The organism is Neisseria sicca 4320, from assembly GCF_000193735.1.
Taxonomy (GTDB): domain Bacteria; phylum Pseudomonadota; class Gammaproteobacteria; order Burkholderiales; family Neisseriaceae; genus Neisseria; species Neisseria sicca_E.
Genome location: NZ_AEPF01000062.1, coordinates 1 through 25,889 on the forward strand (window position 1 = coordinate 1; position 25,889 = coordinate 25,889).

Here is a 25,889-nt window from a genome sequence, read left to right on the forward strand (position 1 = left end):
CTTTACGTGTTTCTTCGGCTTTGCGAGCTTCTTCAGCTTTGCGAGCTTCTTCGGCTTTACGAGCTTCTTCGCCTTTTGTATTTTCAATATTGGTATCTGTTGGTCGTGCAGATGGCGTTCCTCCCCCACCTCCGCCACAGGCTGCCAGACTTAGAGCGATAACGGTTACTGCGCTTATTTTTTGTAAAGACATAGATGCTTCCTTTGTAATGATTCGGTTGATAATTGAAATGCAGGTGTATTATCAACCAGTCATTTGAAAATATCAAGTAAATAATTTACAAAAACAACAGAACTGTTAAATTTTGCAACAGTCGGCTATTCATAATTCTCGATTATGCATACCGAACAAGACAAAATTGATTTCAGCGAACGCTTGAAAACCGCAATCAGGCTGGCGGGTTTGGATAATCTTTCCAATGCCAGCCTTGCCAACCGCTTTAATCTGCGCCATCCCAATCAATCCGTCAGTACGCAGGCTTTCCATCATTGGTTGGTCGGACGTTCGATTCCGACGCCCGATAAAATCGAAACGCTGGCGAAATGGCTGGATACCAGCGGAGAATGGCTGCGGCACGGACGAATGTTGGAAGAAGGTGGGGCAGTTTCCCCTCAAGAGGCGTTGTTGTTGAAATATTTCCGCGCGCTGTCGCCGGAAAAGCAGGAGGCGTTGATTACGTTGCTTCATAAAGCGGAGGATTGAGTTTTAATCAAAAAAAGGTCGTCTGAAAACGGAAATCTCGTTTTCAGACGACCTTTTGCCTTTATCCGTCAAACTGCGGCTGCTTCAGGTTTGGCTTTGTTTTTCTTGAATTTCAACACGGCTTCTTCTTTTGCCGCATCCCAGTCTATCCGCACGAAGCCGCCGTCGGCGAGTTTGCCGAACAGGAGTTCGTCGGCGAGCGGTTTGCGGATTTTTTCCTGAATCAGGCGGTGCATCGGGCGGGCGCCCATTTGCGGGTCGAAACCTTTTTCCGCCAGATATTTGCGCAATGCCGGTGTGAATTCGGCTTCGACTTTTTTGTCGAGGAGCTGGTGTTCGAGCTGGAGCAGGAATTTGTCCACGACTTTGGCGATGACGGGTTCGGACAAGGGCGCAAACGGGATAATCGCGTCCAAGCGGTTGCGGAACTCGGGTGTGAAGAGTTTGTTGATCGCCTGCATTTCGTCGCCGCGTTCGCGCTTGGCGGTAAAGCCGAGGCTGGGGCGGCTGAGGCTTTCCGCGCCTGCGTTGGTGGTCATGATCAGGATGACGTTGCGGAAATCGGCACTCTTGCCGTTGTTGTCGGTCAGTTTGCCTGCGTCCATGACTTGCAGGAGGACGTTGAAAATGTCGGGGTGGGCTTTTTCGATTTCGTCTAAGAGTAATACGCAGTGCGGATGTTTGTTGGCGGCTTCGGTCAAAAGGCCGCCCTGGTCGAAGCCGACATAGCCCGGCGGCGCGCCAATAAGGCGCGATACGGCGTGTGGCTCCATGTATTCGGACATGTCGAAACGTTGCAGCGGTACGCCCATCGAGTAGGCAAGCTGTTTGGCGACCTCGGTTTTGCCGACGCCGGTCGGGCCGGAAAAGAGGAAGCAGCCTATGGGTTTGTCGGGCAGGGCGAGGCCGGAGCGCGACATTTTGACGGCGGCAACCAGCGCGTCGATGGCGTTTTCCTGACCGTAAACCATGTTTTTCAAATCGCGACCGAGGAATTGCAGAACTTGTTTGTCGTCGTTTGACACGGTTTTTTCAGGAATCCGCGCGACTTTGGCGATGACGGTTTCGATTTGCGCTTTGCCGATGACTTTTTTCTGTTTGGATTTGGGCAAAATCCGTTGCGCCGCGCCTGCTTCATCCATTACGTCGATGGCTTTGTCGGGCAGGAAACGCTCGTTGATGTAACGCGCGGAGAGTTCGGCGGCGGCTTCGAGTGCGCCTTGCGTGTAGCGCACTTGGTGGAAGCCTTCGAACATCGGTTTCAAGCCGCGCAGGATTTGCACGGTTTCGGCAACGGTGGGTTCGACCACGTCGATTTTCTGGAAGCGGCGGCTTAAGGCGTGGTCTTTGTCGAAAATGGTGCGGTATTCGTCGTAGGTGGTCGCGCCGATGCAGCGCAGCGAGCCTTTTGCCAGCGCGGGTTTGAGCAGGTTGGACGCGTCCATCGTGCCGCCGCTCGTGCTGCCTGCGCCGATGATGGTGTGGATTTCGTCGATAAACAAAATCGCTTGCGGGATTTTTTCGAGCTGTTTCAAAACAGATTTGACCCGCGCTTCAAAGTCGCCGCGGTATTTTGTACCCGCCAAAAGCGAACCCATATCCAACGCGTACACTTCGGCATCTTTGAGCGCGTCGGGAATGTCGCCATTGACGATTTGATGCGCCAAGCCTTCCGCCAGCGCGGTTTTGCCTACGCCCGCTTCGCCGACCAAAAGCGGATTGTTTTTGCGGCGGCGGCACAGGATTTGCACCAGCCTTTCCATTTCGTGTTTTCTGCCGATTAAGGGGTCAATGCGGCCGGCTTTGACTTCAGCGTTGAGGTTGACGGTGTAGTCCGACAACGAGCCGCTTTTTGACTCGACGGGGTCGTCTGAATCATTGTCGGGGTCGTCTGAAAAGCTTTTGTGTTCATCGTCTTCGGTTGCGCCGTGGGCAATGCAGCGCAAAACTTCAAAACGCGTAACCGATTGCAGCTTGAGGAAATAGACGGCGTGGCTGTCGGTTTCGCTCATCAGCGCCACCAACACATCCAAAGGCTCGACCAAGCCTTTGCCTGCGGATTGGGTATGCACCATCGCCCGCTGGATGACGCGTTGGAAGCCGAGCGTGGGCTGGGTTTCGACCGTGTCTAAAAGGTGGTCGGGAATCTGCGGGGTATTTTCGGCAACGCTGGCGGCGAGCTGTTCGGACACCACTTTCAAATCCGCGCCGCAGAGCTTGAGGACGTTGGGGACGGAGGCATCTTCTTCGATTAACACCAAAAGCAGATGCTCGAGGCTGATAAATTCATAATGAGCTTTACGCGCCTCGCGGTAAAGCTGCTGCAAAATCTGTTCTAATTCGGGTGAAAGCATATTAAATCTCCTCGACAATACATTGCAGCGGATGCCCTTCGGCTTTTGCCCGCTGCATGACTTGTTGTTGTTTGGTTTGGGCGATGTCCTGTGTGTAAGTGCCGCACAAGCCTTTGCCTTCGTGATGAACCAAGAGCATTACCGCCACCGCCTGCTCCTCTCCGAGCATAAAGATTTCGGTCAGGATTTCGACGACAAATTCCATCGTGGTGTATTCGTCGTTCAGCAAAAATACGCCGTAACGTTTCGGCGGGGCGGTTTTTTGGTCGCTTAAAAGTGTATCGGATTCGTGATGTGTGTTTGGGTTGTTCATAAATATTTGGCTTTGTGCAAAAAGGTTTGTTTTCAGACGACCTTGTGAAAGTTTTACACCAGATGAATCTATAAATATGGTGATTATATAGTTTGATTCCAATTTCTGTTGTATTTTGGTCTGTTTTCGCCATTTTCTCACTTTTTCCCTTATATGGCTTGACGTTTTGACTTAACAAATGTAAAAAGGCGGTTAAGCAGAAGCTGGCAATCGACCAAGTATATAAAGCTAGGGAGAAACGCTGAACGTTTAAGTTTGCTGTATGCCTTATTTTGCTGATTTTGTTAATTTTTAAGTATAGGAAGTTTCTAATGGCAACCGGTATCGTAAAATGGTTTAACGACGCTAAAGGTTTTGGTTTCATCACTCCTGATGAAGGTGGCGAAGATTTGTTCGCTCATTTCTCAGCGATCAACATGGACGGTTTCAAAACCCTGAAAGAAGGCCAACGCGTGTCTTTCGAAGTAACCACCGGCCCTAAAGGCAAACAAGCTGCTAACATTCAGGCTGCTTAAATAAATGTACGGCTTATGCCGTAGAATAATGGCGGGATTGATTCCCCGCCATTTTTTATTGTCTATAAGAAACGGAACCCCTATGGCAGAAGACAAACAAAACGCCGCCTACGAAAACGCCCTGCGGCAGTTGGACGAACTCATCGGGCATCTGCGCACCAGCGGGGAAGTCAGCTGCGCGGTGGCGGAACAAGAAGACCTGATGCTGATACGGCTTGCCGATTTGAAAATCGATTTGAGGCCGAATGATGAAAAGGCGATAGCGGATATCGGCCGGTTTTACCGCCGCCATTTAGGGGGCAAGTAAAAACAGTTTCAGGTTTTGGGAAATAAAAAATAAAACGACCCGCCTTGGCGTGCCGTTTATTTTTGAGATTAAGGTTTGAGGTTGCTTGCCAGCAGCCATTCTTGAGCCTTTGTGGCATCATCGAAATATTTGGGGTGTTGGTTGGTCAAGAGGCTGGAGAGGCGCGCGCCGAGTTTGATCCAGATGTCGTCTGTAATGACGGCAACCCGGCCGAAGTCGTTTTCGTGTTGATTGAGGAATTTTATTTGTTCCACCGCCATATCGATGGTGAAGTCTTTCAGCATGGACAAATCCAAAAGTATGTCGGGCAGGTGGATTTTTTGTTTGCTTTCCAACAGGGCGGATTCGAGTTGGCGGAAGTCGTCCAGCGTAAACTCGTTGTACAACGCTACATTCAAACCATAAGACTGCTCTCGGATGGAAATCATCATGCTCTCCTTGTTTGAGGACGTTAATGTCCTGAAAACCATTTTTTAATCGCAACCGGCCGGATACCGCTCAATACGCCGCTTGCTACAATAATAATCATACCAAAGGTTTCCTGCCAAGTAACGCTATCTCCTAAAAACATTACGCCTGACAATGCGGAGAAAACGACAGTCAGGTAGGACAGTGAAGCGACAGTGAATTTGTTACCGACTTTATAAGCGCGGGTCATGCAGAGTTGGGCGATTGTCGCGGACAGTCCGATACCTGCCAAGTAGGGTAATGCCTCGGCAGACAAGGAATGCCAGCCGGTCAGCGTCGCCCAAATCGACGACATGACAACGCCGGTTACCGACAGATAAAACACGACCCGCCAGCCCGGTTCGCCAAGCAGGGACAATTCGCGTACCTGCAAATACGCCCAGCCCGACATCGCTCCGCCAGCCAAGCCTGCCAATGCGGCAATTTCTTGTCCGCTTTTGAATGAAGGGTTTAGCAGTAGGACAACACCGATAAAGCCGAATACCAATATTGCCTGCGTATAAAATGCAATCCGTTCTTTTAAAATCAAAAATGAGAACACGGCCAAAAAAATCGACGAGGTGTAGCTTAAGGTTACGCCTGTTGCCAGCGGCAGGTGGGTAACGGCATAAAACAGGCACAACATCGCTGCTGTGCCGATGACGCTGCGGTTGAGGTGGATTTTCCAATACCGCGTGGCAAATGTGTCTCCCCGCATTTTCGCTATGGCTGCAAGCATGACGGCTGCAAAGCTCATGCGCCAGAAAACCAATTCGCCGCTGCTGAAGCCGAATTTTCCCGCTGCCGCTTTGATGCAGAGATTCATGACGGTAAAACCGAGTGTGGCGATGATAATCCATGCGGAACCGAGCGGATCCTTAATCGCAGTTTGGTTCATTTCGATATTAACGGATAGGTGGGGCGTTCATTATAATGATGTAGGGGTCTTCGGGGAATAAATATTTAAAAAGGTCGTCTGAAAAGTATATCTTGTTTTCAGACGACCTTTTGACGGATTAAAGAACATAGAAATAAATACAGAGAAACTGCGCTATGCTGCCGCCTAGAACGAATAGGTGCCAGATGCCGTGTCCGTGTTTGATTTTGGCATCATTAACAAACCAATAAATGCCTGCGCTGTATAAAATACCGCCCAACGTCAGCCAAAACAGCCCGGCAAAGGGAAGGGCACGGACCAGTGGCGATACGGCAACCAAAATCAGCCAACCCATAATGACGTAAATCATCATGGAGAGCAGCCGTTTTTCGCTTTTCCTGCCGATAGTCAGTTCTTGAATAATGCCGAAGAGTGCCAAGCTCCAGGATACGCCGAACAATGACCACCCCCAGCCGCCTTTAAGGGGTATCAGCGTAAACGGGGTATAGCTGCCCGCAATCAGCAGGTAAATCATGCAGTGGTCCACTTTTTGCAAAATCGCTTTGATTTTGGGCTGAGGAATGCTGTGGTAAAGCGTGGAGCCAAGATAGAGCAGGATTAGGCAGATACCGTAGGTGAGTGCCGAGGCAAGTTGGTAGGGACCGTTTGCCTTGACAGTCATCAGCACTAATGCCGCCACTGCCAGCATCGAGCCTGCCAAATGGCTGTACGCATTGAAACGTTCACCGTGATACATAAGAGTAGTTCTCATTTCTTTAGGTGTAGAAAGTGTACGCGAAAGGCAAAGGCGGGGCTAGGATAAAAGGATAAAGATAAGTTAAGGTCGTCTGGAAAAACAAATTTTGGTTTCAGACGACCTTTTGATGTGTAGAGAGCCATTTGTGCTGGATTCGAATAGAGAAGAAACCGTATGTGCGATTGCCTGTTGCCTCAGTCGGATTTACATCAACAGGCAAACGAAAGAAATAGGTTCCTGATTTAAAACTATCTCCAAACCAAAAAAAGAGGTCGTCTGAAAATCGAAAACAGGTTTTCAGACGACCTCTTGCTTTTCCTTTAAATCCAACCATCACACCGACAATTGTTCCAACAAAGCCTGTTTCAACGATGACTGTGTTTTCGGGTTTTTCAAATCGGGACTGAAGACGATGAAGCTGTCTTCGACGCGTTCGTCCAGCGTGGAGATTTTGGCGTAGCGCAGGCTGACGTTGCGGGCGAAGAAGACTTCCGCCATGTCGGCGAGCAGGAAGGGGCGGTTGACGGCGGTGATTTCGACGGAATACCAGTCGGGATAGTCTTCTTCAGGGGTGATGGTGATGCTCGGTGCGATCGGCATGTAGCGGCTGCGGCGGCTGATGCGGCGGCTGTGGCTGGAGGTTTCGGTAACGGTGTGTCCGTGGATAAAGCTGTTGAGTTCGGCTTCGAGCGCGCTTTGGATGTCGGGGTAGTCTTCGGGGGCGTGTTGCGAGGGGATTTGCACGATGAAGGTGTCGAGGATGTAGTCGTGTTCGGTGATAAAGGCGCGGGCGGCGAGAATGTCGAAGCCGTGGCGGCTGAAGATGCGGCAGAGGCGGGCGAACAAGCGCGGGCCGTTGGGCATGAAGACCATGACTTGAAAGCTGTCGCTTTTGGGCAGGATGCGGCTGCGGACGATGGGAGTTTCAAAGTCGTGTACGAGGTTTGCGGCGTGCCACAGGATTTCGCGGGACTGATGGCGGGCGAAGTAGGCGGAACCGAGCGCGTTCCATAGTTTTTTCTGCTGTTTTTCGGGGACGGCGGCACGGGTGAGCAATTCGGCGGCTTCTTGTTGGCGGCGGCCGAAGAGGGTGTGCGGGTTGCCGCCGTTGCCTGCGAGGTAGCGTCCGGCGGTGTGGAACAGGCTTTCCAACAGGCTGGCGCGCCATGCGTTCCACAGTTTGGGATTGGTGCCGCGGATGTCTGAGATGGTCAGAAGGTAGAGTGCGCTGAGGCGTTCGTGGGTTTGTACGCGTTTGCAGAAGGCATCGAGTACGTCGGGGTCTTGGATGTCTTCTTTTTGGGCGACGGTGGACATGAGCAGGTGGTTTTCGACCAGCCAGGCGAGCAGGTCGCTTTCTTCTTCGGTCAGGAAGTGGTCGGCGGCAAATTGGCGCGCGTCTGCGATGCCTTGTATGGCATGGTCGCCGCCGCGTCCTTTGGCGATGTCGTGGAAGAAGGCGGCGAGATAGAGGATGTCCTGTTTTTCAAAGGACTGCATCAGCGCGGAGGCGTAGGGCAGCTCGTGGCTGTGCATATCCAAGGCAAGGCGGCGGACGTTGCGGACAACGGCGAGGATGTGGTCGTCCACAGGATAGATGTGGAACAGGTCATGTTGGAGCAGACCGACGATTTTTTCCCACGCGGGCAGATAGCGGCCCAACACGCCGTAGAGGTTGAGAAAGCGCAGGGTTTGGGTCAGTCCGTTGCCGCTGCGGAAAAAACCGGCGAAGCGGCGGCGATTTTCGGGATTTTGGTAGAAGCTGCGGTTGATTTTGCGCGTCGCGCCCCACCATGCGCGCAGGGTTTGCGGTTCGAGCGCGGTAATGTCGTTGCGCTGCTGCATGATTTCGACGATTTTGAAAATGTGTTCGGGTCGTCTGAAAAAAATATCGGTGTGCCGCGCGGCGATTTGGTTGTTGACTTGGATATAGTCGTCGTCAATCCGCAGGGTAACGCGCATCGGCGTGGAGGAAACGCGGCTTTGCAGCATGGGCGTGAGGATGCCGCTCAGTTGTTTGACGGTTTTAATCGCGCGGTAAAACACGCGCATCAGTTCTTCGCTTTGGCGGCGGAGGTTCAAGCCTTGATAGCCCATGCTTTCGGCGACTTGCGGCTGCAAATCGAACAGCAGCCGGTCTTCGGCGCGCTTCGCGTTTAAATGCAGATGGATGCGGATGTGGGCGAGGCGGCGGTAGCCGTGTGAAAGCATACCGGCTTCGGTGCGCGTCAGAATACCTTGTTGTACCAACTCAGGAAGATTGGCCGCCAAACCTTGCGCTTTCGCTATCCAAAGCAGGGTGTGGATGTCGCGCAGCCCGCCGGGACAGCTTTTGATGTTCGGTTCCAATACCGCCCCTGAACCTTGCGATTTGGCATGGCGGTGTTCCATCTCCACCAGTTTTGCTTCGATAAACGCCGCTACATTGCGTTGCGCGTTCATTTTTTCCGTCAACTCGTCTGCTGCCTGGCGGTTGCCGAACAAAAAACGAGCTTCTAAAAACGCCGTATCCCCCGTAATATCATCGCGCACGCTTTCACACAGTTCGTCAATACTGCCGCTTTTGACCGACGGCGCAAGTTTCATGTCCCACAAATCCTGTACAAATGCCGCGATTTTCTCTTGAAGGTCGTCTGAAACGGTTTCAGACGACACGACCGCCAAATCCAGATCAGAATAAGGATACAACTCGCCGCGCCCGAAGCCGCCGGTTGCCATCAGGCATAAACCGCTGTTTTGGAAATGTTTGTCCCAAAGTGCCGACAGCAAGGTTTCGACTGCCGCCGTGTATTCTCTGAAAAATACCGACACGCGGTTGGCTTTCAAATAATGCGCTTCGGCGGCATCACGTTGCTGTTTGAAGGTTTCCAATGCTGAAGACAGGTTTGCAGACATTTTTTATTCTTTCGAGTTATGGAGGGCGTAAGGCTAAAGGTGGTTCGGCGGTCAAATATCGTTTTCAGACGACCTCTGTTTGGCATCAGAGGGATTGGTCATCAGGTTTAGCAATTCTTGTGGCGGCAGCAGCAACTGATACGCCGCTACGCCCAAAGCCGTTGCCATCTTTTCAATATTCGACAACGCAATGTTCCAGCGTTTGCGCTCCACAGCCGATACATAAGTCCTGTCCAAACCGCATTGCCGCGCAAGCTCTTCTTGAGACCAACCCTTATTCACGCGGAAAAGCCGCATGTTGTACGCCAATACCGCCCGTAAATCCTGCTCGTCAGGCAGTTCGGCAGGCGGAGTCAATTTATTGCTCATGATTTTGTTTCCGGATAAAAGTTTAAATAAAAGAATTTGCTGTTACGGATTTTACTTCACATAAAAACCAAAAAAAGGGGTGGCAACAGCCACACCCAAACACACACACATCAAGAGGAAAGAGATAGAGAGTATTAAATCAAAGCAGATGTTTCATCTACTTATCAGAAAATCTTTAAAGGACTTTGAGAAGTGTTGTCTCAGTTCCAATGTCAGCGATTATAAATGAAACTCAATTTGGAGCTTTGATTCAAATCAAGTAGCTGTAGACTTATGAAATATTTATGTAAGGATATAAAAAAAGCCACTCTATATAGAATAGAGCAGCTTTTTTGTGTATGAGAATTAACGTTTTTTACCGGTGACAGAAGCAACCGCCAAGTTTTCGTTACGTTTCAGAGAAACGCTTTCTACACCTTCAGGCAGTTGAATGTCAGACAAGTGAAGGATATCGCCGGCAACTACTTCAGCGCAGTCCAGTTCTAAGTATTCAGGAATATTGTCAGGCCGAGCAACCACTTCAACAGTAGTGTTCAACAAGGATACGCGACCGCCTTGCAGTTTCACGGCTTGAGAACTTTCAGCGTTAATAATGTGCAGAGGAACGCGAATGCGTACAGGTTGGTCGGCTTTAACGGCTTGGAAGTCGATATGTTGAACTTCGCGACGGAACGGGTGCATTTGGAAATCACGGACGATAACGTCTTTGGTTTCACCGTTCAGGGACAGTTTGATCAGTGCAGTGTGGAAAGATTCTTTTTCCAATGCGTAGAATACGGTTTTGTGATCCACAGCAATTGCAACGGGCTCTTGACCTTCACCGTACAAAATGCCGGGGATTTGGCCTTCGCGACGCAGGCGGCGGCTCGCACCAGTGCCTTGTGCTTCACGAACAGAGGCTTGAATTTCATAAGTCATGTTAAATACTCCAAATTAAATAAAACTACCGTCATCGGCCGCGACCAGCTTAAGACGGCTTCGGGGTTATGGCAGCAACATGCTGCCTGTCATCACTTCTTCATTGAAAAGATATGAGACGGATTCTTCATTACTGATGCGGCGGACCGTTTCAGCCAAAAGACCGGCAATCGTCACTTGACGGATACGGTCGCATTGTTTGGCCGCTTCAGACAAAGGGATAGTGTCGGTAACGACTACTTGGTCGATTTCAGACGAGGCGATACGGCTGACTGCCTCTCCGGAGAATACGGCATGGCTGGCATAAGCCAAGACCCGCTCCGCTCCGCGCTCTTTCAAAGCGACGGCGGCTTTACACAGCGTATTCGCAGTGTCAATCATGTCATCTACAATCAGACAGGTACGACCTTGGATGTCGCCAATAATGTTCATAACTTCCGCCACATTGGCCTTCGGGCGGCGTTTGTCGATAATCGCCAAATCGGCATTTAATGATTTTGCCACAGCACGGGCACGGACTACGCCACCGATATCCGGGCTGACTACGGTCAGGTTTTCAATCCGCTGCTGTTTGATGTCATTCAACAGAATAGGAGTGGCATAGATGTTGTCGACAGGGATATCAAAGAAACCCTGAATTTGGTCGGCATGCAAATCAACAGTCAAAACGCGGTCGATACCTGCCGAATACAACATATTCGCAACCAGTTTGGCGGAAATCGGAACGCGCACAGAACGCGGACGGCGATCTTGCCGTGCATAGCCGAAATAGGGAATTGCTGCGGTAATACGACCGGCTGAGGCGCGCTTCAGCGCATCAGCCATAGTAAGGATTTCCATCAGGTTGTCGTTGGTTGGAGCGCAAGTAGGCTGGAGGATGAAAACATCACGACCACGAACGTTTTCCATCAATTCGACAGCAATTTCGCCATCTGAGAATTTGGATACTGTGGCCTCGCCCAATGAAATATCCAAGTGTTTGACAACACGTTGGGCCAATTCCGGATTTGCGTTGCCGGTAAATACCATCAAACTGTCGTATGCAGCCATATCTTCACCTGATTTTATGTTTAACTTCCGCTCAGAAAACGTCATGCTTCCCTCTGCTTTATGTCCAAGACATTATGGGCGTTATTATACGCATAATGACCGGCATAGTGAATTAAATTTGTGGCGCTACATCGCTATCGCGCCTCATTTCAATCCAAATTTATCACTATAAAACAAAGTTTTTCAGCGTTATCATTGATTTTCAACATAAAAGAGCGTGTAAGGAAACTTACACGCTCTTATTTGGCTGGGGAGGAAGGATTCGAACCTTCGCATGCTGGAATCAAAATCCAGTGTCTTAACCGCTTGACGACTCCCCAAAAAGGGTGCTTGGCTGGGGAGGAAGGATTCGAACCTTCGCATGCTGGAATCAAAATCCAGTGTCTTAACCGCTTGACGACTCCCCAACTTTATCAAATCATTCGAAACAAAGGATGAACGTCTAAACCTTCAACACAATATGCTTCATATGATTGTGAAACTTGTTGGTATATATTATTTGCTTTTTGCTGGCTATCCGTAGAGAGAAATATACACGCTCCAGATCCTGTCATTAGCGCAGAACCATATTTGGATAATTCACAATAAGCTTTCCAAACTTCAGGATATTCCTCAAAAACAACAGCCTGCATATCATTCCTGAATGGCTGCAAAGAATGGAAAGTCGGCATTATGCTTGGTTTGGAATTTCGTGTCAAGTTCCTATGCGAGAAAATTTTGGGAGTGGAAACATGGGCCTTGGGTTTGATGACGACATACCATTGCTTCGGTATGTCGATAGGGGATAATTGCTCGCCTATGCCTTTGGCAAAGGCATTTTTGCCAAAAATGAAGAAGGGAATATCTGCCCCCAGGGTCGCACCTAAATCAATTAACTGTTGGCGGGATAATCCGCATTCCCACCAATGGTTCAATACGGTGAGTACGGTTGCCGCATCCGAACTGCCTCCTCCCAAGCCGGCGCCTGTCGGGATTTTTTTATCCAACCAAATTTCAACACCTGATTTTGAGTTAGTGTGTTTTTGCAGTAAAGATGCGGCACGGTATGCCAGGTCTTGTTCCGGTGGAATATCGCCTGTCGGTGTGTGGAGTATGATAAGGTCGTCTGAACGTGGTTTCAGATAAACGGTATCGCATAAGTCAATCAGGCAGAAAATGCTTTCTAGGTTGTGGTAGCCGTCTGTGCGTTTCCCGGTGATTCTGAGATCTAGGTTGAGTTTGGCAGGAGCCGGAAAGGCTTGTGCTTCGTTTGGAATCATTTTGTTTACGGTTGTCTGGCAAGATGGTTATTTTCTGGCGGCACATTGGGTTTGGGTGTCGCCCTCGGGATGATCGTCGAGATTGTCAAATGCCAAGCGCAGAGTGAGTTTCGGACTTTCCAATAGGAGGGTTTTGGGTTTGCCGTTGCTGTTGAGTGTGCGGGAAATTGTCCAGTCGAATTGTTGCAGGCGGCTGTCCGGGAGCAGTTGGTATGGTGCGCCGGCTACACGTTTTCCGCTTGACCAAATGTGTAGGTATTGAATGGGGAGTTCGAATCCCAATAGGCGGTTGCTAAGTTCTTGTGCGGTAGCGGCTTCATATGTACGGCCTTTGTTATCGACAGCCAATACGCCTTGATTATCTTGACACAACTGCCCTACGGTGCTGCCGATCGGGGTGTTGATGTTGATGGTTTGGACTTGGTTTTGGTATGTCCAATCGAAGTTGGCGTAAGAGCCTTTGCCTTCGAGTTTGACGGCGATTCGTCCTTCGGCAGAAAAATCGTTGACTGTTTCAGCCGGTTGCCAACCATTTTGCTGCGGGAACTCGGGGCGGGCGCAGGCGGTGATGAGGAGGGTTAGGGCGGCTGCGGATAATATATTGGTCTGTTTCATGATAAATCCTGTGCAGGGGAGGGTCGTCTGAAAAGTTTTCAGACGACCTGTTTTTATTTTGTTTTAGCGGAAGGGTGGTTTTTACGCGGGGAAGCGGGGATGTTGAATCGACGCATGGTTTCTTTCAATAAACCGATGTCGCCTTCTTGTTTTAAACCTTCGGTCCAAACGGCTTTGGCATCTTCTTGCTTGCCGAGCTTCCACAAAACTTCGCCCAAATGCGAGGCGACTTCGGCGTCGGGATATTGTTCGAAGGCGTATTGCAGGTAGGGCAAGGCGGTTTCGGCATCGCCTTTCAGATAATATGCCCAACCGAGACTGTCGTTGACGGCGGGATTTTCCGGCTCAACCTGATACGCGGCCTGAATCAGTTTGAATGCTTCGTTTAAATCATATTTCGGGGAAGAAAGCATGATGTAGCCTAGTGCATTCATACCGCTGGTACTGTCGGGGGATATTTCCAACTGGCGGCGAAGGTCGGCAATGGCTTTGTCGCGCTCTCCAATTTTGTCGTAAACCATGGCGCGTTGATAGAGGATGTCGGGCAGCAGTTGGTTGGCATCAGACTGTTTGGAAGCTTTTGCCATGAGTGTATTCAACTCTGATAGTGCTTTTTTAGGGTTGTCGTGTTTGGCGATGGCAAACAGGGAAACACGTTGCAATTCGCGCGCACCGAAAAAGCGTCCTTGCTGCTCGGGCAGTTTGAGCGCACGTTGTGCCAATTCCCACGCGGCTTTGCCGTTGCCTTGTTCGGCTTCGAGCGAAGCGCCGAGAACGGTTTTGTCGAAAATGTAATCCGCAGAATTGATTTTGCCGAGCCATTGTTTGGCCTTGACGTAATCTTTGGCATCGGCATAAGTCATGGCGCCGATCAGGGCGGCACGGCTTTGTTGTTGGCTTGTGCCGGATTGGTAGGCTTTTTCGAGGTAATGGTTGACAACGGATAAGTCATCTTTACGGCTGGAGGAAAGTATCGCAGCCTGGATAAACAAATCGGGCGAGGGGTTGTCTTCCAGTAACGTTTTCAGACGACTGTATGCCTTGTCGGGGCGGTGGTTGGCAACCAGGTTGGTGATTTCAAGCTCCTGCCATACGGATGACAGTTTGCGCGTGTCGGTTTGTTCGAAGAATCCGTTGAGGATTTCCGGACTGCGTTGCGCCATCAGGCGCAAGGTGAGCATGGTCGGAGGCAGGATTTCTGAATCCAGTTTGGCGAGCCTTTGCAGGGCGGCAATGGCATTTTTTTTCTTGCCGTCGTATGCGCTGTAAATGGCATCTGCAATCGCTGCTTCAGGCATTTCAGGGTATTTGAGTGTTTCTTTATGAACTTGTGCCGAGGCCTTTTCTGCTAAATCAGGCTGCTGGACGGCGGTTTGGGCCAGAAGTAGGAAAATACGGCGGTTTTGTTCTTCGGTAGCGCCTGCAAGGACTTCATCCAAGCCGCTGAGGCGTTTGTCGTTTTTTCCGAGTAGAAGGTCGCGCAGCCAGGTCATGCGTTTTTGCGCTGCACCCGGAACAGGTTCGATTTCCCGCCATTTTTGATAAATCAATTCGGCCTGTTCGAATGCATTGAGTGAAACCGCCATTTCCAATGCGCGTTCTGCTACATCGGGTGATTTTGTGCGGTCAAGCATATGCATATAGGTGCCCAAAGCCATACCGGCATCCCCTTTTTGCAAGGCCATCTCGCCGCCTAAAAGCGTGAAAACTTTCCAAGCGCGATCGTTTGCAGCAATCAAGCGTTCTTGTTCCGCGAGCCTTGCTTCAGGCGTGCGGCGGTTTTTTTTCTGAATGGTTTGGGATTGGATTTTGACTTCTGGTACAGATTCTTTTTTGGCGGCGGTGGTTTGGGCAGAAAAAAGCAGCATGACGGCGGCTGTCAGTGTGCGGATATGGGACGGAGACAAAAACATGATAAGCCTTTATTCAAAAAAAACGGACTGAAGCGCAGATAATCCGTCGTGAAAACAGCCGATACTTTATCACAAGCGCTTGTCTTTGTAGATTCCTGAGCTTTAAGTAACCGTAAACCTAATGTAATATTCTTTTTTCAGACGACCTATCAATCATTCTTTTCGGAGTCTGTATATGGAGATGAGGCAGAACGATCTTGTGGATTTTTTCGGGCAGGCATTTCGTTATGCCAGCATAGCGCAAGAGGAACGAAACCGTTTTGTCCGGCAGGAAGGTAAAACAGCCGCCGTTTTGCTGGCAGTCGTTCGGCGAGAAGGGCGGTGGCAAATTGTGCTGACGCGTCGCGCCGATACCCTGCGACACCATACCGGGCAGATTGCTTTTGCCGGCGGCAGGTCAGACGAAGGGGATAAAGACTTTATTGTGACGGCATTGCGTGAAACTGAAGAGGAGACGGGGATTGCACCGCATTTTTGGCAGGTTTTTCCACTGTTGCCGCCTTATTACACGCCGTCCGGTTATGAAGTGCATCCGGTTTTGGCACTCTGTCCGGAAAATCCGCCAACTTGCGTCAATAGTGGTGAAGTGGCTGAAATCTTCTACTTGCCATTGGATTTTGCATTAGATATGGACAACTATAGCAGCCGCAGCTTCATCTATGAAGGCAATATGATCGCTACGCCTGTTTTGCCGTATTTGCACTACGATATTTGGGGGTTGACTGCACTGATATTGTATGGGTTGGCAGAACGCTACCGGTATTATTGTGCCGGTCGGAAGGGTATTCGGAAGGGTATAAAGTGAAAATACGGATACAGGATTTTGCTGTGCTTTACTGTTGGAGTTATTACAGTGAAATTGTGTCATGATAAAATTAACACATTGATGATTATTACAAAATCATTTTTTTTGACAATGTGGTCTGGGAATGAAGCCGACGAATTATTGTGCGCCCGGATAGCTGGTACTTTGAAATATAAAGTAAGAGGAAAGTTTATGAGACCGATTAAAAAAGCCGTTTTCCCCGTAGCCGGTATGGGTACGCGCTTTCTGCCTGCCACCAAAGCCAGTCCGAAAGAAATGCTGCCTATCGTCGATAAGCCGTTGATTCAATATGCGGTAGAAGAAGCAGTAGAAGCGGGTTGCACAGAAATGGTGTTCATTACAGGCCGCAACAAACGCAGCATCGAAGACCATTTCGACAAAGCCTACGAGCTGGAAACCGAGCTGGAAATGCGTCAAAAAGACAAGCTGCTGGAACACGTCAAAGACATCTTGCCTTCTAACATTACCTGCCTTTACATTCGTCAAGCCGAGGCTTTGGGTTTAGGACACGCCGTATTGTGTGCTCGTGCCGCAGTGGGCGACGAACCCTTTGCCGTTATTCTCGCCGACGACCTGATTGACGCACCCAAAGGCGCACTGAAGCAAATGGTCGATATCTACAATCAAAGCGGCAACAGCGTTTTGGGCGTGGAAACCGTCGATCCGTCACAAACCGGCTCTTACGGCATTGTAGAAGTGGAAAAATTAAACAGCTTACAACGGATTACCAATATTGTAGAGAAACCGAAACCTGAAGAAGCACCGTCCAATCTTGCCGTTGTCGGTCGTTATATTCTGACTCCGCGTATTTTCAGCCTGCTGGAAAACCTGCCGCGCGGCGCGGGCAACGAAATCCAACTGACTGACGGCATTGCCCGCCTGTTGGATCACGAGTTCGTCCTCGCCCATGCCTTCGATGGCAAACGCTACGACTGCGGCAGCAAACTGGGTTATCTCGAAGCTACCGTCGCCTACGGCTTGAAACATCCGGAAACCGGTGCGCAGTTCCGCGAACTCTTAAAACAATATTCTTAAGCCTGATCTAGTCTTGAAAAGATAAGGTCGTCTGAAAGAGTCTCTTGATTTCTTTTCAGACGACCTTTCCTATTGAAGTGATATAATCTGTTTTCTCTTTTAAATTCAGACATATTATGGACAATACATCCGAAGAAACCATGCGCCTTTCCAAGCGTATGGCGCAATTGGGCTTGTGCTCGCGCCGCGAGGCAGACAGCTACATCGAGCAAGGCTGGGTCAAGGTCAACGGGCAAACCGCCGTACTCGGCCAGAAAGTAACCGAACGTGACCGCATCGACCTCAACCGGCAGGCGCATGAAAAACAGGCGGAGCGCGTCACCATCCTGCTCAACAAGCCCGTCGGCTACGTCAGCGCGCAGGCGGAAAAAGGCTATAAATCCGCCGCCGAGCTGATTACCGCCGACAACCGCTGGGAAGGCGACGACAGCCGCATTCCGTTCAGCGAAAAACACAAATTCGGCTTGGCGCCCGCCGGACGGCTGGACATTGATTCCGTCGGATTGCTGGTGTTGACGCAGGACGGGCGCATCGCCAAGCAACTTATCGGCGAAAACAGTGGCAGCGAAAAAGAATATCTGGTGCGTGTGCGCGGCAAATTGGACGAAAAAGGACTTGCCCTGCTTAACCACGGATTGAGTCTGGACGGCGAGAAACTGCGTCCTGCCAAAGTAGAATGGCAAAACGAAGACCAACTGCGTTTCGTGTTGAAACAAGGCAAAAAGCGGCAAATCCGCCGTATGTGCGAACTCGTCGGTTTGCGCGTTGTCGGGCTGAAGCGGATTCGGATGGGTAAAGTCAAACTGGGTAAACTGCCCCCCGGCAAATGGCGTTATCTGCGGGCGGATGAATCGTTTTAAACGTGTTAACCGCTGCTGTTTGCAGTACAACAGGAATAGGTCGTCTGAAAATTGCGACACATTTTCAGACGACCTTGGTTTTGGGATCTCAAATCTTGCTTATGTTTATTTATAACAGTGAATTGCATTTACAAAAGTACGCCCTGCCCCGGCTGGTATACGGTTAAATAATACTTTCGGAATTGTTTATTAATAATCATTATATTTTTATTCGAGAAGGTTTCTTTTTTGCCATAGCTCTTTCTGCCCTCCATTCTTCATAAAATTCAGATATTTTAATTTTATGTTATAAATGTTTAAGTTCCATCATCATCTATGAAAATAGCTTATAATAATAAATAAGTTTCAATTGATAAGTTATAAAAAAATCCCAATTCTAATAAAGCCGTGGCAGATACGATAAGCGCATCAAATAAGCGCATCAAAAAATTACATTTCGGATTTGCTGTGAAATTGACATTACCTACATGAAGATAAGACGTTTTCTCCTACATTTTCTCAACCGCCACGCCGTTGCCCGCATTTTGGTATACGGCAAGCTGATGCGCATCGACAAGCCCATCGGCACTTTGTTGCTGCTTTGGCCGACCTATTGGGCGTTATGGGTTGCTTCGGAAGGCATTCCGCAGGCGGATATTTTTTGGGCGTTTACCGCCGGTACATTCTTTATGCGCAGCGCAGGCTGCGTGATCAACGACTTTGCCGACCGCAATTTTGATGGTTCGGTTGAGCGCACGAAAAACCGACCCTTTGCCCGCGGGCTGGTTTCTAAAACAGAAGCGATTCTGCTGACCGTCATCCTCTGTCTGCTCGCCGCCCTCTGCATGACGCCGCTGAACCTGTTGACTTGGGTGATGAGCGTTCCCGCGTTGTTTCTGGCGATGACCTATCCTTTTTACCAAACGGTTTTTTCCCGCTGCCGCAGTTTTATTTGGGGCTGGCGTTTTCTTTCGGGATTCCGATGGCGTTTGCCGCCGTCCGCAGCGGCGTGCCTTCTACGGCGTGGTTGATGTTTACCGCCAATGCTTTATGGACGCTTGCCTACGACACGATTTATGCGATGGCGGACAAAGAAGACGATTTGAAAATCGGGATCAAAACTTCGGCAATCACGTTCGGCGAGCATGATATTTCCGCATCCATGCTCTGCCATTTTTGGTTTACCGCGCTGATGGCGGTGTTGGGTGTGAAAATCGGCGCGACATGGCCGTACTGGATCATGCTGCCTGCGGTAGCGTGGCTGCAAATCGGTCAATACCGTGCCATCAAAACGCGCGACCGCCAGACTTGTTTTAAAGTATTTTTGGATAACAACCATATCGGTCTGCTCTGGTTCTTGGGTCTGTCGGGGCATTATTTGTGGACTGTGGCTGCTACGCGGTTGTAGGGCAATAGAATGGATAACACGTCGTCTGAAAAGGTTTTCAGACGACGTTTTGCTTTTTGGGGAAGGGCGGATTGATGATGGCGCTGGGTTTTATAGTGGATTAACTTTAAACCGGTACGGCGTTGCCTCGCCTTAGCTCAAAGAGAACGATTCTCTAAGGTGCTGAAGCACCAAGAGAATCGGTTCCGTACTATCTGTACTGTCTGCGGCTTCGTCGCCTTGTCCTGATTTTTGTTAATCCACTATATCTGGTATCCGAACCTGCGGTAAACCACTTGCCGCCGTTTTCAGACGACCTTGTGTATGAGTTAAGAAATATCAAAGAAACAGCGTTTCTTGTTAGCAATCTGAGTGTAAATTGAGTGTTTAGGATTGAGGTTTGTACAGACAGTCGGTACAATTCGATTTCATTTTGCCACATCAAAAGAGATTTCTATGAGCCTTATCGGCGAAATTTTGCCTTTGTCCCATATCGTTTTGGACTTGGAAGTCGGCAGCAAAAAACGCTTGTTTGAAGAAGCGGGCCTGCTGCTTGAACATGAAGCAGAATTACCTCACGGCGATGTCTTCGACTGCCTGTTTGCCCGCGAAAAGCTGGGTTCGACCGGCTTGGGTCAGGGCGTCGCCATTCCGCACGGCCGTCATGCCTGCGTGAAAAAAGCCACCGGCGCGTTTATCCGCACGAAAGAACCGGTCGCTTTCGATGCGCCCGACGGCAAACCCGTATCCCTGATTTTCACTTTGTTGGTGCCGGAAAATGCGACCGGCGAGCATTTGGAAGTCTTGTCCAAACTGGCGGGCAGGTTCTCGCAAAAAGCCGTCCGTGAAGCCTTGATGTCCGCGACCTCTGCCGAGGAGGTGCGCAAACTTCTGGCAGAAGAGTAAAGAATGCCCAGTATATCCGTCCGCCGCCTGTTTTCCGATAATCAGCACAAGCTCCAACTTGCTTGGGCGGCAGGCAATTCGGGTGCGGACAACCGTATCGGAGTAGAGGCCGACAAACCCGTTTTGGCGTTGGTCGGCCATTTGAATTTTATCCATCCCAATCAAATCCAAGTCGTCGGCGTTGCCGAAGCCGAATATCTCAAGCGCCTCGAATCGGGTGAATTGAATTACGATTTCGGCGAACTCTTTGACATCCCCATGTCGCTGGTCATCGTTGCCAACGGTCTGGCGGTTTCGCCCAAATTGCGCGACTACTGCCATAAAAACGACATCCCGCTGCTGACTTCCAAGCTCGAAAGCCCGTATTTGATGGACGTGTTGCGGATTTATCTGCAACGCACGCTGGCGACTTCCATCGTCAAACACGGCGTATTCCTCGATGTATTTGAAGTCGGCGTGTTGATTACCGGTCATTCCGGCTTGGGTAAAAGCGAGTTGGCGTTAGAATTGATTTCGCGCGGACACAGCCTGATTGCCGATGATGCGGTCGAGCTTTTCCGCACAGGCCCCGAAACGCTTGAAGGCCGCTGCCCGCCAATGCTGCGCGATTTCCTTGAAGTGCGCGGTTTGGGCATACTCAACATCCGCCACATTTTCGGAGAAACCTCCATCCGTCCGAAAAAAATCCTCCAGTTGATCATCAACCTTGCCGCTGCCGACGACGATTACATGAAGCAGCTCGACCGCTTGAGCATACGCACGGAAACCGAGTCCATTCTCAACGTCAATGTCCGTTCCGTCACCCTGCCTGTCGCCGTCGGTCGAAACCTTGCGGTATTGGTTGAAGCGGCGGTGCGCAACTACATCCTCCAGTTGCGCGGCAAAGACAGCACCAAAGAATTCCTCGAACGCCATCAAACACAACTCAAAGAAAACGAACAAAACCATGAAAATCGTCCTGATTAGCGGATTGTCCGGCTCGGGTAAGTCCGTTGCCCTCAAGCAGCTCGAAGACCTCGGCTATTTCTGCGTGGACAACCTGCCGTTGGAAATGCTGCCTTCGCTGGTGCTGCACCACATAGAACGCGCCGATGAAACCAAGCTCGGCGTGAGCGTCGATGTCCGTTCCGGCATCAACATTCAGGAAGCGCAAGAGCAAATCCAATACCTGCGCGATGAAGGCCATCAGGTCGAAGTATTGTTTGTTGAAGCAGAAGAAAGCGTACTGGTGCGCCGTTTTTCCGAAACGCGGCGCGGCCATCCGCTGTCCGGATTGAGCCTTACCCTGTTGGAAAGCCTGCAAAAAGAGCGCGAATGGCTGTTTCCGCTCAAAGACATCGCTTACTGCATCGATACATCCAAAATGAACGCGCAGCAACTGCGTTACGCCGTTCAACAATGGCTCAACATCGAGCGCAGAGGGCTTTTGGTTATCCTTGAGTCTTTCGGTTTTAAATACGGCGTACCGAACAACGCCGATTTCATGTTCGATATGCGCAGCCTGCCCAATCCCTATTACGATCCCGAGCTGCGCCCCTACACTGGCATGGACGCTCCCATTCAAGAGTATCTCGACCAGCAGCCCTTGGCGCAGGAAATGGTGGACGACATCGACCACTTTATGAACCACTGGCTCCCGCGCCTGCAAAAAGAAAGCCGCAGCTATGTGACCATCGCCATTGGCTGTACCGGCGGGCAGCACCGTTCCGTCTATGTCGTTGAAAAACTCGCCCAACGCCTGCAAGGACATTACGAACTGCTGGTCCGCCACAGACAGGCGCACAACCTATCCGGACGCTGATTCCCCTTTTCAGACGACCTTTTCGATATTTAGTGGATTAAATTTAAATCAGGACAAGGCGACGAAGCCGCAGACAGTACAGATAGTACGGCAAGGCGAGGCAACGCAGTACTGGTTTAAATTTAATCCACTATAAAAGGAGAAACCCATGAAACACATCATCACCCTCGCACTTGCCTGCACACTCGCCGCCTGCGCCACAGAAATTCCCGCCTACCGTTGGCACCGCACCGGCGCAAGCGAAGCCGAAGTTTCCCGTCAAATCAACATCTGCAAATCACAAGCGCAACACGACGCCAAACACGGACGCGAATCCAAATCCCTTGAGCAATGTATGGACGAAGCCGGCTACTACCGCTACGAACACGGCAACCTCTAAACCTTGAGCGCCCCAAACCAAAAGGTCGTCTGAAAAACCGCGTAGGCTTTCAGACGACCTTTGCACAGAAAACGGACAAACCTCAAGGTCGTCTGAAAACACCGCCGAACCACTTTTCAGACGACCCCACCGCAAATCAGACAGAAAGAACAAAACATGGCAATCCAATGGTTTCCCGGCCACATGAACAAAGCAAAAAAAGCCATCGCCGAACGCACCAAAAGCGTCGATATGGTGATTGAAATGCTGGACGCGCGTATGCCTGCCTCCAGCGAAAATCCCCTGCTTGCCCAGCTTTCCAAAGGCAAACCCAAACTCAAAATCCTCAACAAACAAGACCTTGCCGACCCCGAGCGCACCAAAATCTGGCTCGAACACTACAACAGCCGCCCCGACACCCGCGCCATCGCCCTCGATTCCTCCGAAACCGGCGCACACGGCAAAATCACCCAAGCCTGCCGCGCCATGATTCCCCACCGCCAAGGCATAGACAAACCCCTGCGCGTCCTCATCTGCGGCATCCCCAACGTCGGCAAGTCCACCCTCATCAACGGCATGATAGGCAAAAAATCCGCCAAAACCGGCAACGAACCCGGCATCACCAAAGCCGAACAACGCCTTTTCCTCGCCGACGATTTCTGGCTCTACGACACCCCCGGAATGCTGTGGCCGAAAATCATCGTCGAAGAAGGCGGCTACAACCTCGCCGCCGGCGGCGCAGTCGGACGCAATGCGTTAGACGAAGAAGAAGTCGCCCTCGAGCTTCTAGACTACCTCCGCCGCCACTACCTCCCCATGCTGCAAGAACGCTACCAAGCCGACAAAGACCCCAGCAGCCACTGGGATGACAACTCATGGCTCGAGTGGATAGCCAAAAAACGCGGCGCAGTCTTGAGCGGCGGACGGGTCAACTACCAAAAAGCCGCCGAAAACATCCTCACCGACTTCCGCGAAGGCAAAATCGGCAGAATCACCCTCGAAACGCCGAACCAATGGGAAACATGGCTCAAAAAAGCCCGCCAAAAAGAAGCCGAACTCAAAGCCATTCGCGAAGCCAGAAAGGCAGAACGCAAAGGGCAGAAGCCTGCGGACGAGTAGGGCGGTGTGGTGGGCTAAAATAGAAAATATTCCGTGTCTCCATTTCCGTATAGGAATGAATTCAAGCATCGGACGCTATATATAGTGGATTAACTTTAAACCAGTACGGTGTTGACTCGCCTTGCCGTACTATCTGTACTGTCTATGGCTTCGTCGCCTTGTCCTGATTTAAATTTAATCCACTATAATTTGCTATTAAAAGGTCGTCTGAAACCCGAAACTGATTTTCAGACGACCTGTTCCAAATATTCACAATCAACAAGAAAACCAAAAAATGACCGAAACCCAATCCCTAGAACTCGCCAAAGCGTTGATTTCCCGCTCGTCCGTTACCCCCGACGACCGAGATTGCCAAAAATTGCTTGCCGAACGCCTGCACAAAATCGGTTTTGCGGCTGAAGAACTCCATTTCGGCGACACCAAAAACATCTGGTTGCGACGCGGTACGAAAGCTCCCGTCGTCTGTTTTGCAGGGCATACCGACGTCGTGCCGACAGGCCCTGTTGAAAAATGGGATTCGCCCCCGTTCGAGCCGATCGAGCGCGACGGAAGATTATACGGGCGCGGCGCGGCGGACATGAAAACCAGCATCGCCTGTTTCGTTACCGCCTGCGAACGCTTCGTTGCCGAACATCCCGACCATCAAGGCAGCATTGCACTCCTGATTACTTCCGACGAAGAGGGCGACGCGCTGGACGGCACGACCAAAGTCGTCGATGTGTTGAAAGCGCGCGACGAGCTTATCGACTACTGCATCGTCGGCGAACCGACCGCCGTGGACAAATTGGGCGATATGATTAAAAACGGCCGGCGCGGCTCGCTGTCGGGCAACCTGACCGTCAAAGGCAAGCAAGGACATATTGCTTATCCGCATTTGGCAATCAATCCCGTCCATACTTTTGCCCCTGCCTTGTTAGAGCTGACGCAGGAAGTCTGGGACGAAGGCAACGAATACTTCCCGCCGACCAGCTTTCAAATTTCCAATATCAACGGCGGTACAGGCGCGACCAACGTCATTCCGGGCGAGCTGAACGTCAAATTCAATTTCCGCTTCTCCACCGAGTCCACCGAAGCAGGGCTGAAACAACGCGTCCACGCCATTTTGGACAAACACGGCGTGCAATACGATTTGCAGTGGTCGTGCTCGGGGCAGCCCTTCCTGACCCACGCGGGCAAACTGACCGACGTGGCACGCGCAGTCATTGCTGAAACCTGCGGCGTAGAGACCGAATTGTCCACCACCGGCGGCACTTCGGACGGACGCTTTATTAAAGCCATTGCGAAAGAACTCATCGAATTAGGCCCGTCCAATGCCACCATCCACCAAATCAACGAAAACGTGCGGCTGGACGACATTCCGAAGCTGTCTGCGGTGTATGAGGGGATATTGGCGCGGTTGTTGGCTGAAAAGGTCGTCTGAAAACGGTAGGGCAGTGGCAGTATTGCTATACTGCTATTTTGGTTTGACTTCGATACCTGGTGAGATAAAAGGTAAAACATGATTACCCTACCTTCTTTGAAAGACCTTCCTTCAAAATGGAATGAAATCCGCGAGTGGCTGGAAACAGATTTTTCAGACGACCTCGAAGCCCTGCTGCATGAACGTTTTACGGAACACGACGCTAAGCAGTTCGAGCAGGATTTTATCGACCGTATCGGCTGCGCGCCTGAAGAATATGTCCGTATCCGCCGCGCCATCCGTTTGTTGGAAGCGAGTTATCCCGACAGTCCGAACGAACTGACCGCAGCCGCCATTGCTACGCCTTTGGGCGAGATGCTGGCGGTGTTTGGCGGTAAGGGTTTGTGTTTGCTGGAGTTTGTCGGGCAGAAGCATATGGAGCAGGAAATTACCGCCGTCCAAAAAGCCTTGCGCGGGCGGTTTGTGTTTCGGGAAGATGAGCGAACGCAACTTCTGCGGCAGGAATTAGACTTATACTTCAAGGGTCGTCTGAAAACCTTTGCCACGCCTTTGGAGCAGATTGGTACCGAATTTCAAAAACAGGCATGGGATGCGCTCTTGGCGATTCCTTATGGCGAAACGCGCAGCTACAAGGAGCAGGCGCAGCGTTTGGGCAATCCTAAAGCCGTCCGCGCCGTTGCCGCCGCCAACGGGCAGAACAAAGTGTCCATCTTGATTCCCTGCCACCGCGTCATCGGCAGTGATGGCAAGCTGACCGGCTACGCAGGTGGCTTGAACCGCAAACAGTCGCTGCTTGCTTTGGAGCGCGGCGAAGTTCAGACGACCTTGTTTTGATTTGGGAGGTAAGTCGGATACTGGTATCCGATAACGCCTTGAAATTACCGGATTCGAAAATCCGACCTGACT

25 protein-coding genes, 2 tRNA genes and 3 pseudogenes are annotated in these 25,889 nt (G+C 50.7%); 14 read left to right on the forward strand and 16 right to left on the reverse strand.

From position 1 onward, the window contains the following. Positions 1-193, reverse strand: a pseudogene (locus tag NSCA4_RS14630) (hypothetical protein); the annotation flags it as partial. 144 nt (positions 194-337) lie between these two features. Here NSCA4_RS14630 and NSCA4_RS0106890 point away from each other — a divergent pair. Further along, the gene (locus NSCA4_RS0106890; RefSeq protein ID WP_016687458.1) at positions 338-703 is read left to right on the forward strand and encodes a transcriptional regulator; all 366 of its coding nucleotides are present in this window, start codon (positions 338-340) and stop codon (positions 701-703) included. 68 nt (positions 704-771) lie between these two features. Here NSCA4_RS0106890 and clpA read toward each other — a convergent pair whose 3' ends face one another. After that, entirely contained in the window at positions 772-3,057 is a 2,286-nt protein-coding gene (clpA, locus tag NSCA4_RS0106895) for an ATP-dependent Clp protease ATP-binding subunit ClpA (protein WP_016687459.1), read from the reverse strand. 1 nt (position 3,058) lies between these two features. After that, positions 3,059-3,370, reverse strand: a complete 312-nt coding sequence (gene clpS / locus NSCA4_RS0106900; RefSeq protein ID WP_016687460.1) for an ATP-dependent Clp protease adapter ClpS — start codon at positions 3,368-3,370, stop codon at positions 3,059-3,061. 311 nt (positions 3,371-3,681) lie between these two features. On the opposite strand from clpS, the gene NSCA4_RS0106905 reads away from it, so the two are divergent. Further along, on the forward strand, positions 3,682-3,885 hold the full coding sequence (locus tag NSCA4_RS0106905; protein WP_016687461.1) for a cold-shock protein: 204 nt from the start codon (positions 3,682-3,684) through the stop codon (positions 3,883-3,885). Between the two features lie 82 nt (positions 3,886-3,967). Then, entirely contained in the window at positions 3,968-4,192 is a 225-nt protein-coding gene (locus tag NSCA4_RS0106910; protein ID WP_016687462.1) for a hypothetical protein, read from the forward strand. Between the two features lie 68 nt (positions 4,193-4,260). On the opposite strand, the gene NSCA4_RS0106915 is transcribed toward NSCA4_RS0106910, so the two are convergent. The 12 genes from NSCA4_RS0106915 to NSCA4_RS0106970 all read right to left on the reverse strand — a co-directional run bounded on the left by NSCA4_RS0106915 (position 4,261) and on the right by NSCA4_RS0106970 (position 15,292). Then, positions 4,261-4,620: a SpoIIAA family protein gene (locus tag NSCA4_RS0106915; RefSeq protein WP_016687463.1), complete on the reverse strand. Its 360-nt coding sequence runs from the start codon at positions 4,618-4,620 to the stop codon at positions 4,261-4,263. 23 nt (positions 4,621-4,643) lie between these two features. After that, positions 4,644-5,537: a DMT family transporter gene (locus NSCA4_RS0106920; protein WP_016687464.1), complete on the reverse strand. Its 894-nt coding sequence runs from the start codon at positions 5,535-5,537 to the stop codon at positions 4,644-4,646. Between the two features lie 118 nt (positions 5,538-5,655). Further along, on the reverse strand, positions 5,656-6,273 hold the full coding sequence (gene trhA / locus NSCA4_RS0106925; RefSeq protein WP_016687465.1) for a PAQR family membrane homeostasis protein TrhA: 618 nt from the start codon (positions 6,271-6,273) through the stop codon (positions 5,656-5,658). A 333-nt stretch (positions 6,274-6,606) separates the two neighbouring features. Then, entirely contained in the window at positions 6,607-9,168 is a 2,562-nt protein-coding gene (gene glnD / locus NSCA4_RS0106930) for a [protein-PII] uridylyltransferase (RefSeq protein WP_016687466.1), read from the reverse strand. A gap of 51 nt (positions 9,169-9,219) precedes the next feature. After that, a complete protein-coding gene (locus NSCA4_RS0106935; protein WP_016687467.1) occupies positions 9,220-9,537 on the reverse strand; it encodes a helix-turn-helix domain-containing protein in 318 nt (105 codons plus the stop codon). Between the two features lie 345 nt (positions 9,538-9,882). Continuing rightward, positions 9,883-10,455, reverse strand: coding sequence for a 50S ribosomal protein L25/general stress protein Ctc (locus NSCA4_RS0106940; protein WP_016687468.1), 573 nt, complete (start codon positions 10,453-10,455; stop codon positions 9,883-9,885). Positions 10,456-10,521: 66 nt separating this feature from the next. Beyond that, entirely contained in the window at positions 10,522-11,505 is a 984-nt protein-coding gene (locus NSCA4_RS0106945) for a ribose-phosphate pyrophosphokinase (protein ID WP_016687469.1), read from the reverse strand. A gap of 244 nt (positions 11,506-11,749) precedes the next feature. Beyond that, positions 11,750-11,825, reverse strand: a tRNA-Gln gene (locus tag NSCA4_RS0106950). Between the two features lie 11 nt (positions 11,826-11,836). Next, positions 11,837-11,912: transfer RNA gene (locus NSCA4_RS0106955), tRNA-Gln, on the reverse strand. A gap of 6 nt (positions 11,913-11,918) precedes the next feature. Further along, the gene (ispE, locus tag NSCA4_RS0106960) at positions 11,919-12,764 is read right to left on the reverse strand and encodes a 4-(cytidine 5'-diphospho)-2-C-methyl-D-erythritol kinase (protein ID WP_016687470.1); all 846 of its coding nucleotides are present in this window, start codon (positions 12,762-12,764) and stop codon (positions 11,919-11,921) included. 27 nt (positions 12,765-12,791) lie between these two features. Next, the gene (gene lolB, locus NSCA4_RS0106965; RefSeq protein WP_016687471.1) at positions 12,792-13,379 is read right to left on the reverse strand and encodes a lipoprotein insertase outer membrane protein LolB; all 588 of its coding nucleotides are present in this window, start codon (positions 13,377-13,379) and stop codon (positions 12,792-12,794) included. Positions 13,380-13,432: 53 nt separating this feature from the next. Continuing rightward, positions 13,433-15,292 carry a tetratricopeptide repeat protein gene (locus NSCA4_RS0106970; protein WP_016687472.1) on the reverse strand — a complete coding sequence of 620 codons (1,860 nt, stop codon included), beginning with the start codon at positions 15,290-15,292 and terminating at the stop codon, positions 13,433-13,435. Positions 15,293-15,467: 175 nt separating this feature from the next. Here NSCA4_RS0106970 and NSCA4_RS0106975 point away from each other — a divergent pair, with 175 nt between their 5' ends. The 9 genes and pseudogenes from NSCA4_RS0106975 to ylqF all read left to right on the forward strand — a co-directional run bounded on the left by NSCA4_RS0106975 (position 15,468) and on the right by ylqF (position 23,563). Continuing rightward, positions 15,468-16,097: a CoA pyrophosphatase gene (locus NSCA4_RS0106975; RefSeq protein ID WP_016687473.1), complete on the forward strand. Its 630-nt coding sequence runs from the start codon at positions 15,468-15,470 to the stop codon at positions 16,095-16,097. 192 nt (positions 16,098-16,289) lie between these two features. Beyond that, a complete protein-coding gene (gene galU, locus NSCA4_RS0106980) occupies positions 16,290-17,153 on the forward strand; it encodes a UTP--glucose-1-phosphate uridylyltransferase GalU (RefSeq protein ID WP_016687474.1) in 864 nt (287 codons plus the stop codon). Positions 17,154-17,269: 116 nt separating this feature from the next. After that, the gene (locus NSCA4_RS0106985) at positions 17,270-18,013 is read left to right on the forward strand and encodes a pseudouridine synthase (protein WP_016687475.1); all 744 of its coding nucleotides are present in this window, start codon (positions 17,270-17,272) and stop codon (positions 18,011-18,013) included. Between the two features lie 467 nt (positions 18,014-18,480). Then, positions 18,481-19,400 (forward strand): annotated as a pseudogene (ubiA, locus tag NSCA4_RS12935) (4-hydroxybenzoate octaprenyltransferase). A gap of 435 nt (positions 19,401-19,835) precedes the next feature. Further along, positions 19,836-20,285 (forward strand): PTS IIA-like nitrogen regulatory protein PtsN, encoded by a 450-nt coding sequence (gene ptsN, locus NSCA4_RS0106995; protein WP_003743926.1) that lies wholly within the window; start codon positions 19,836-19,838, stop codon positions 20,283-20,285. Between the two features lie 3 nt (positions 20,286-20,288). Then, positions 20,289-21,251 (forward strand): HPr(Ser) kinase/phosphatase, encoded by a 963-nt coding sequence (gene hprK / locus NSCA4_RS0107000; RefSeq protein WP_003743927.1) that lies wholly within the window; start codon positions 20,289-20,291, stop codon positions 21,249-21,251. Then, the gene (rapZ, locus tag NSCA4_RS0107005) at positions 21,232-22,086 is read left to right on the forward strand and encodes an RNase adapter RapZ (protein ID WP_016687476.1); all 855 of its coding nucleotides are present in this window, start codon (positions 21,232-21,234) and stop codon (positions 22,084-22,086) included. Before hprK ends, rapZ begins: the two co-directional genes overlap by 20 nt. Before the next feature lie 148 nt (positions 22,087-22,234). Continuing rightward, positions 22,235-22,465 carry a hypothetical protein gene (locus NSCA4_RS0107010; protein ID WP_016687477.1) on the forward strand — a complete coding sequence of 77 codons (231 nt, stop codon included), beginning with the start codon at positions 22,235-22,237 and terminating at the stop codon, positions 22,463-22,465. A 156-nt stretch (positions 22,466-22,621) separates the two neighbouring features. Further along, positions 22,622-23,563 (forward strand): ribosome biogenesis GTPase YlqF, encoded by a 942-nt coding sequence (gene ylqF, locus NSCA4_RS0107015; RefSeq protein ID WP_016687478.1) that lies wholly within the window; start codon positions 22,622-22,624, stop codon positions 23,561-23,563. 64 nt (positions 23,564-23,627) lie between these two features. Here the strand turns inward: ylqF and NSCA4_RS15055 are convergent. Next, positions 23,628-23,756, reverse strand: a pseudogene (locus NSCA4_RS15055) (IS5/IS1182 family transposase); the annotation flags it as partial. Positions 23,757-23,837: 81 nt separating this feature from the next. On the opposite strand from NSCA4_RS15055, the gene dapE reads away from it, so the two are divergent. Both dapE and NSCA4_RS0107025 read left to right on the forward strand, forming a co-directional pair. Further along, positions 23,838-24,983 carry a succinyl-diaminopimelate desuccinylase gene (gene dapE, locus NSCA4_RS0107020; RefSeq protein WP_016687479.1) on the forward strand — a complete coding sequence of 382 codons (1,146 nt, stop codon included), beginning with the start codon at positions 23,838-23,840 and terminating at the stop codon, positions 24,981-24,983. Between the two features lie 78 nt (positions 24,984-25,061). Beyond that, entirely contained in the window at positions 25,062-25,817 is a 756-nt protein-coding gene (locus NSCA4_RS0107025; protein WP_016687480.1) for a methylated-DNA--[protein]-cysteine S-methyltransferase, read from the forward strand. Positions 25,818-25,889: the final 72 nt, after the last annotated feature.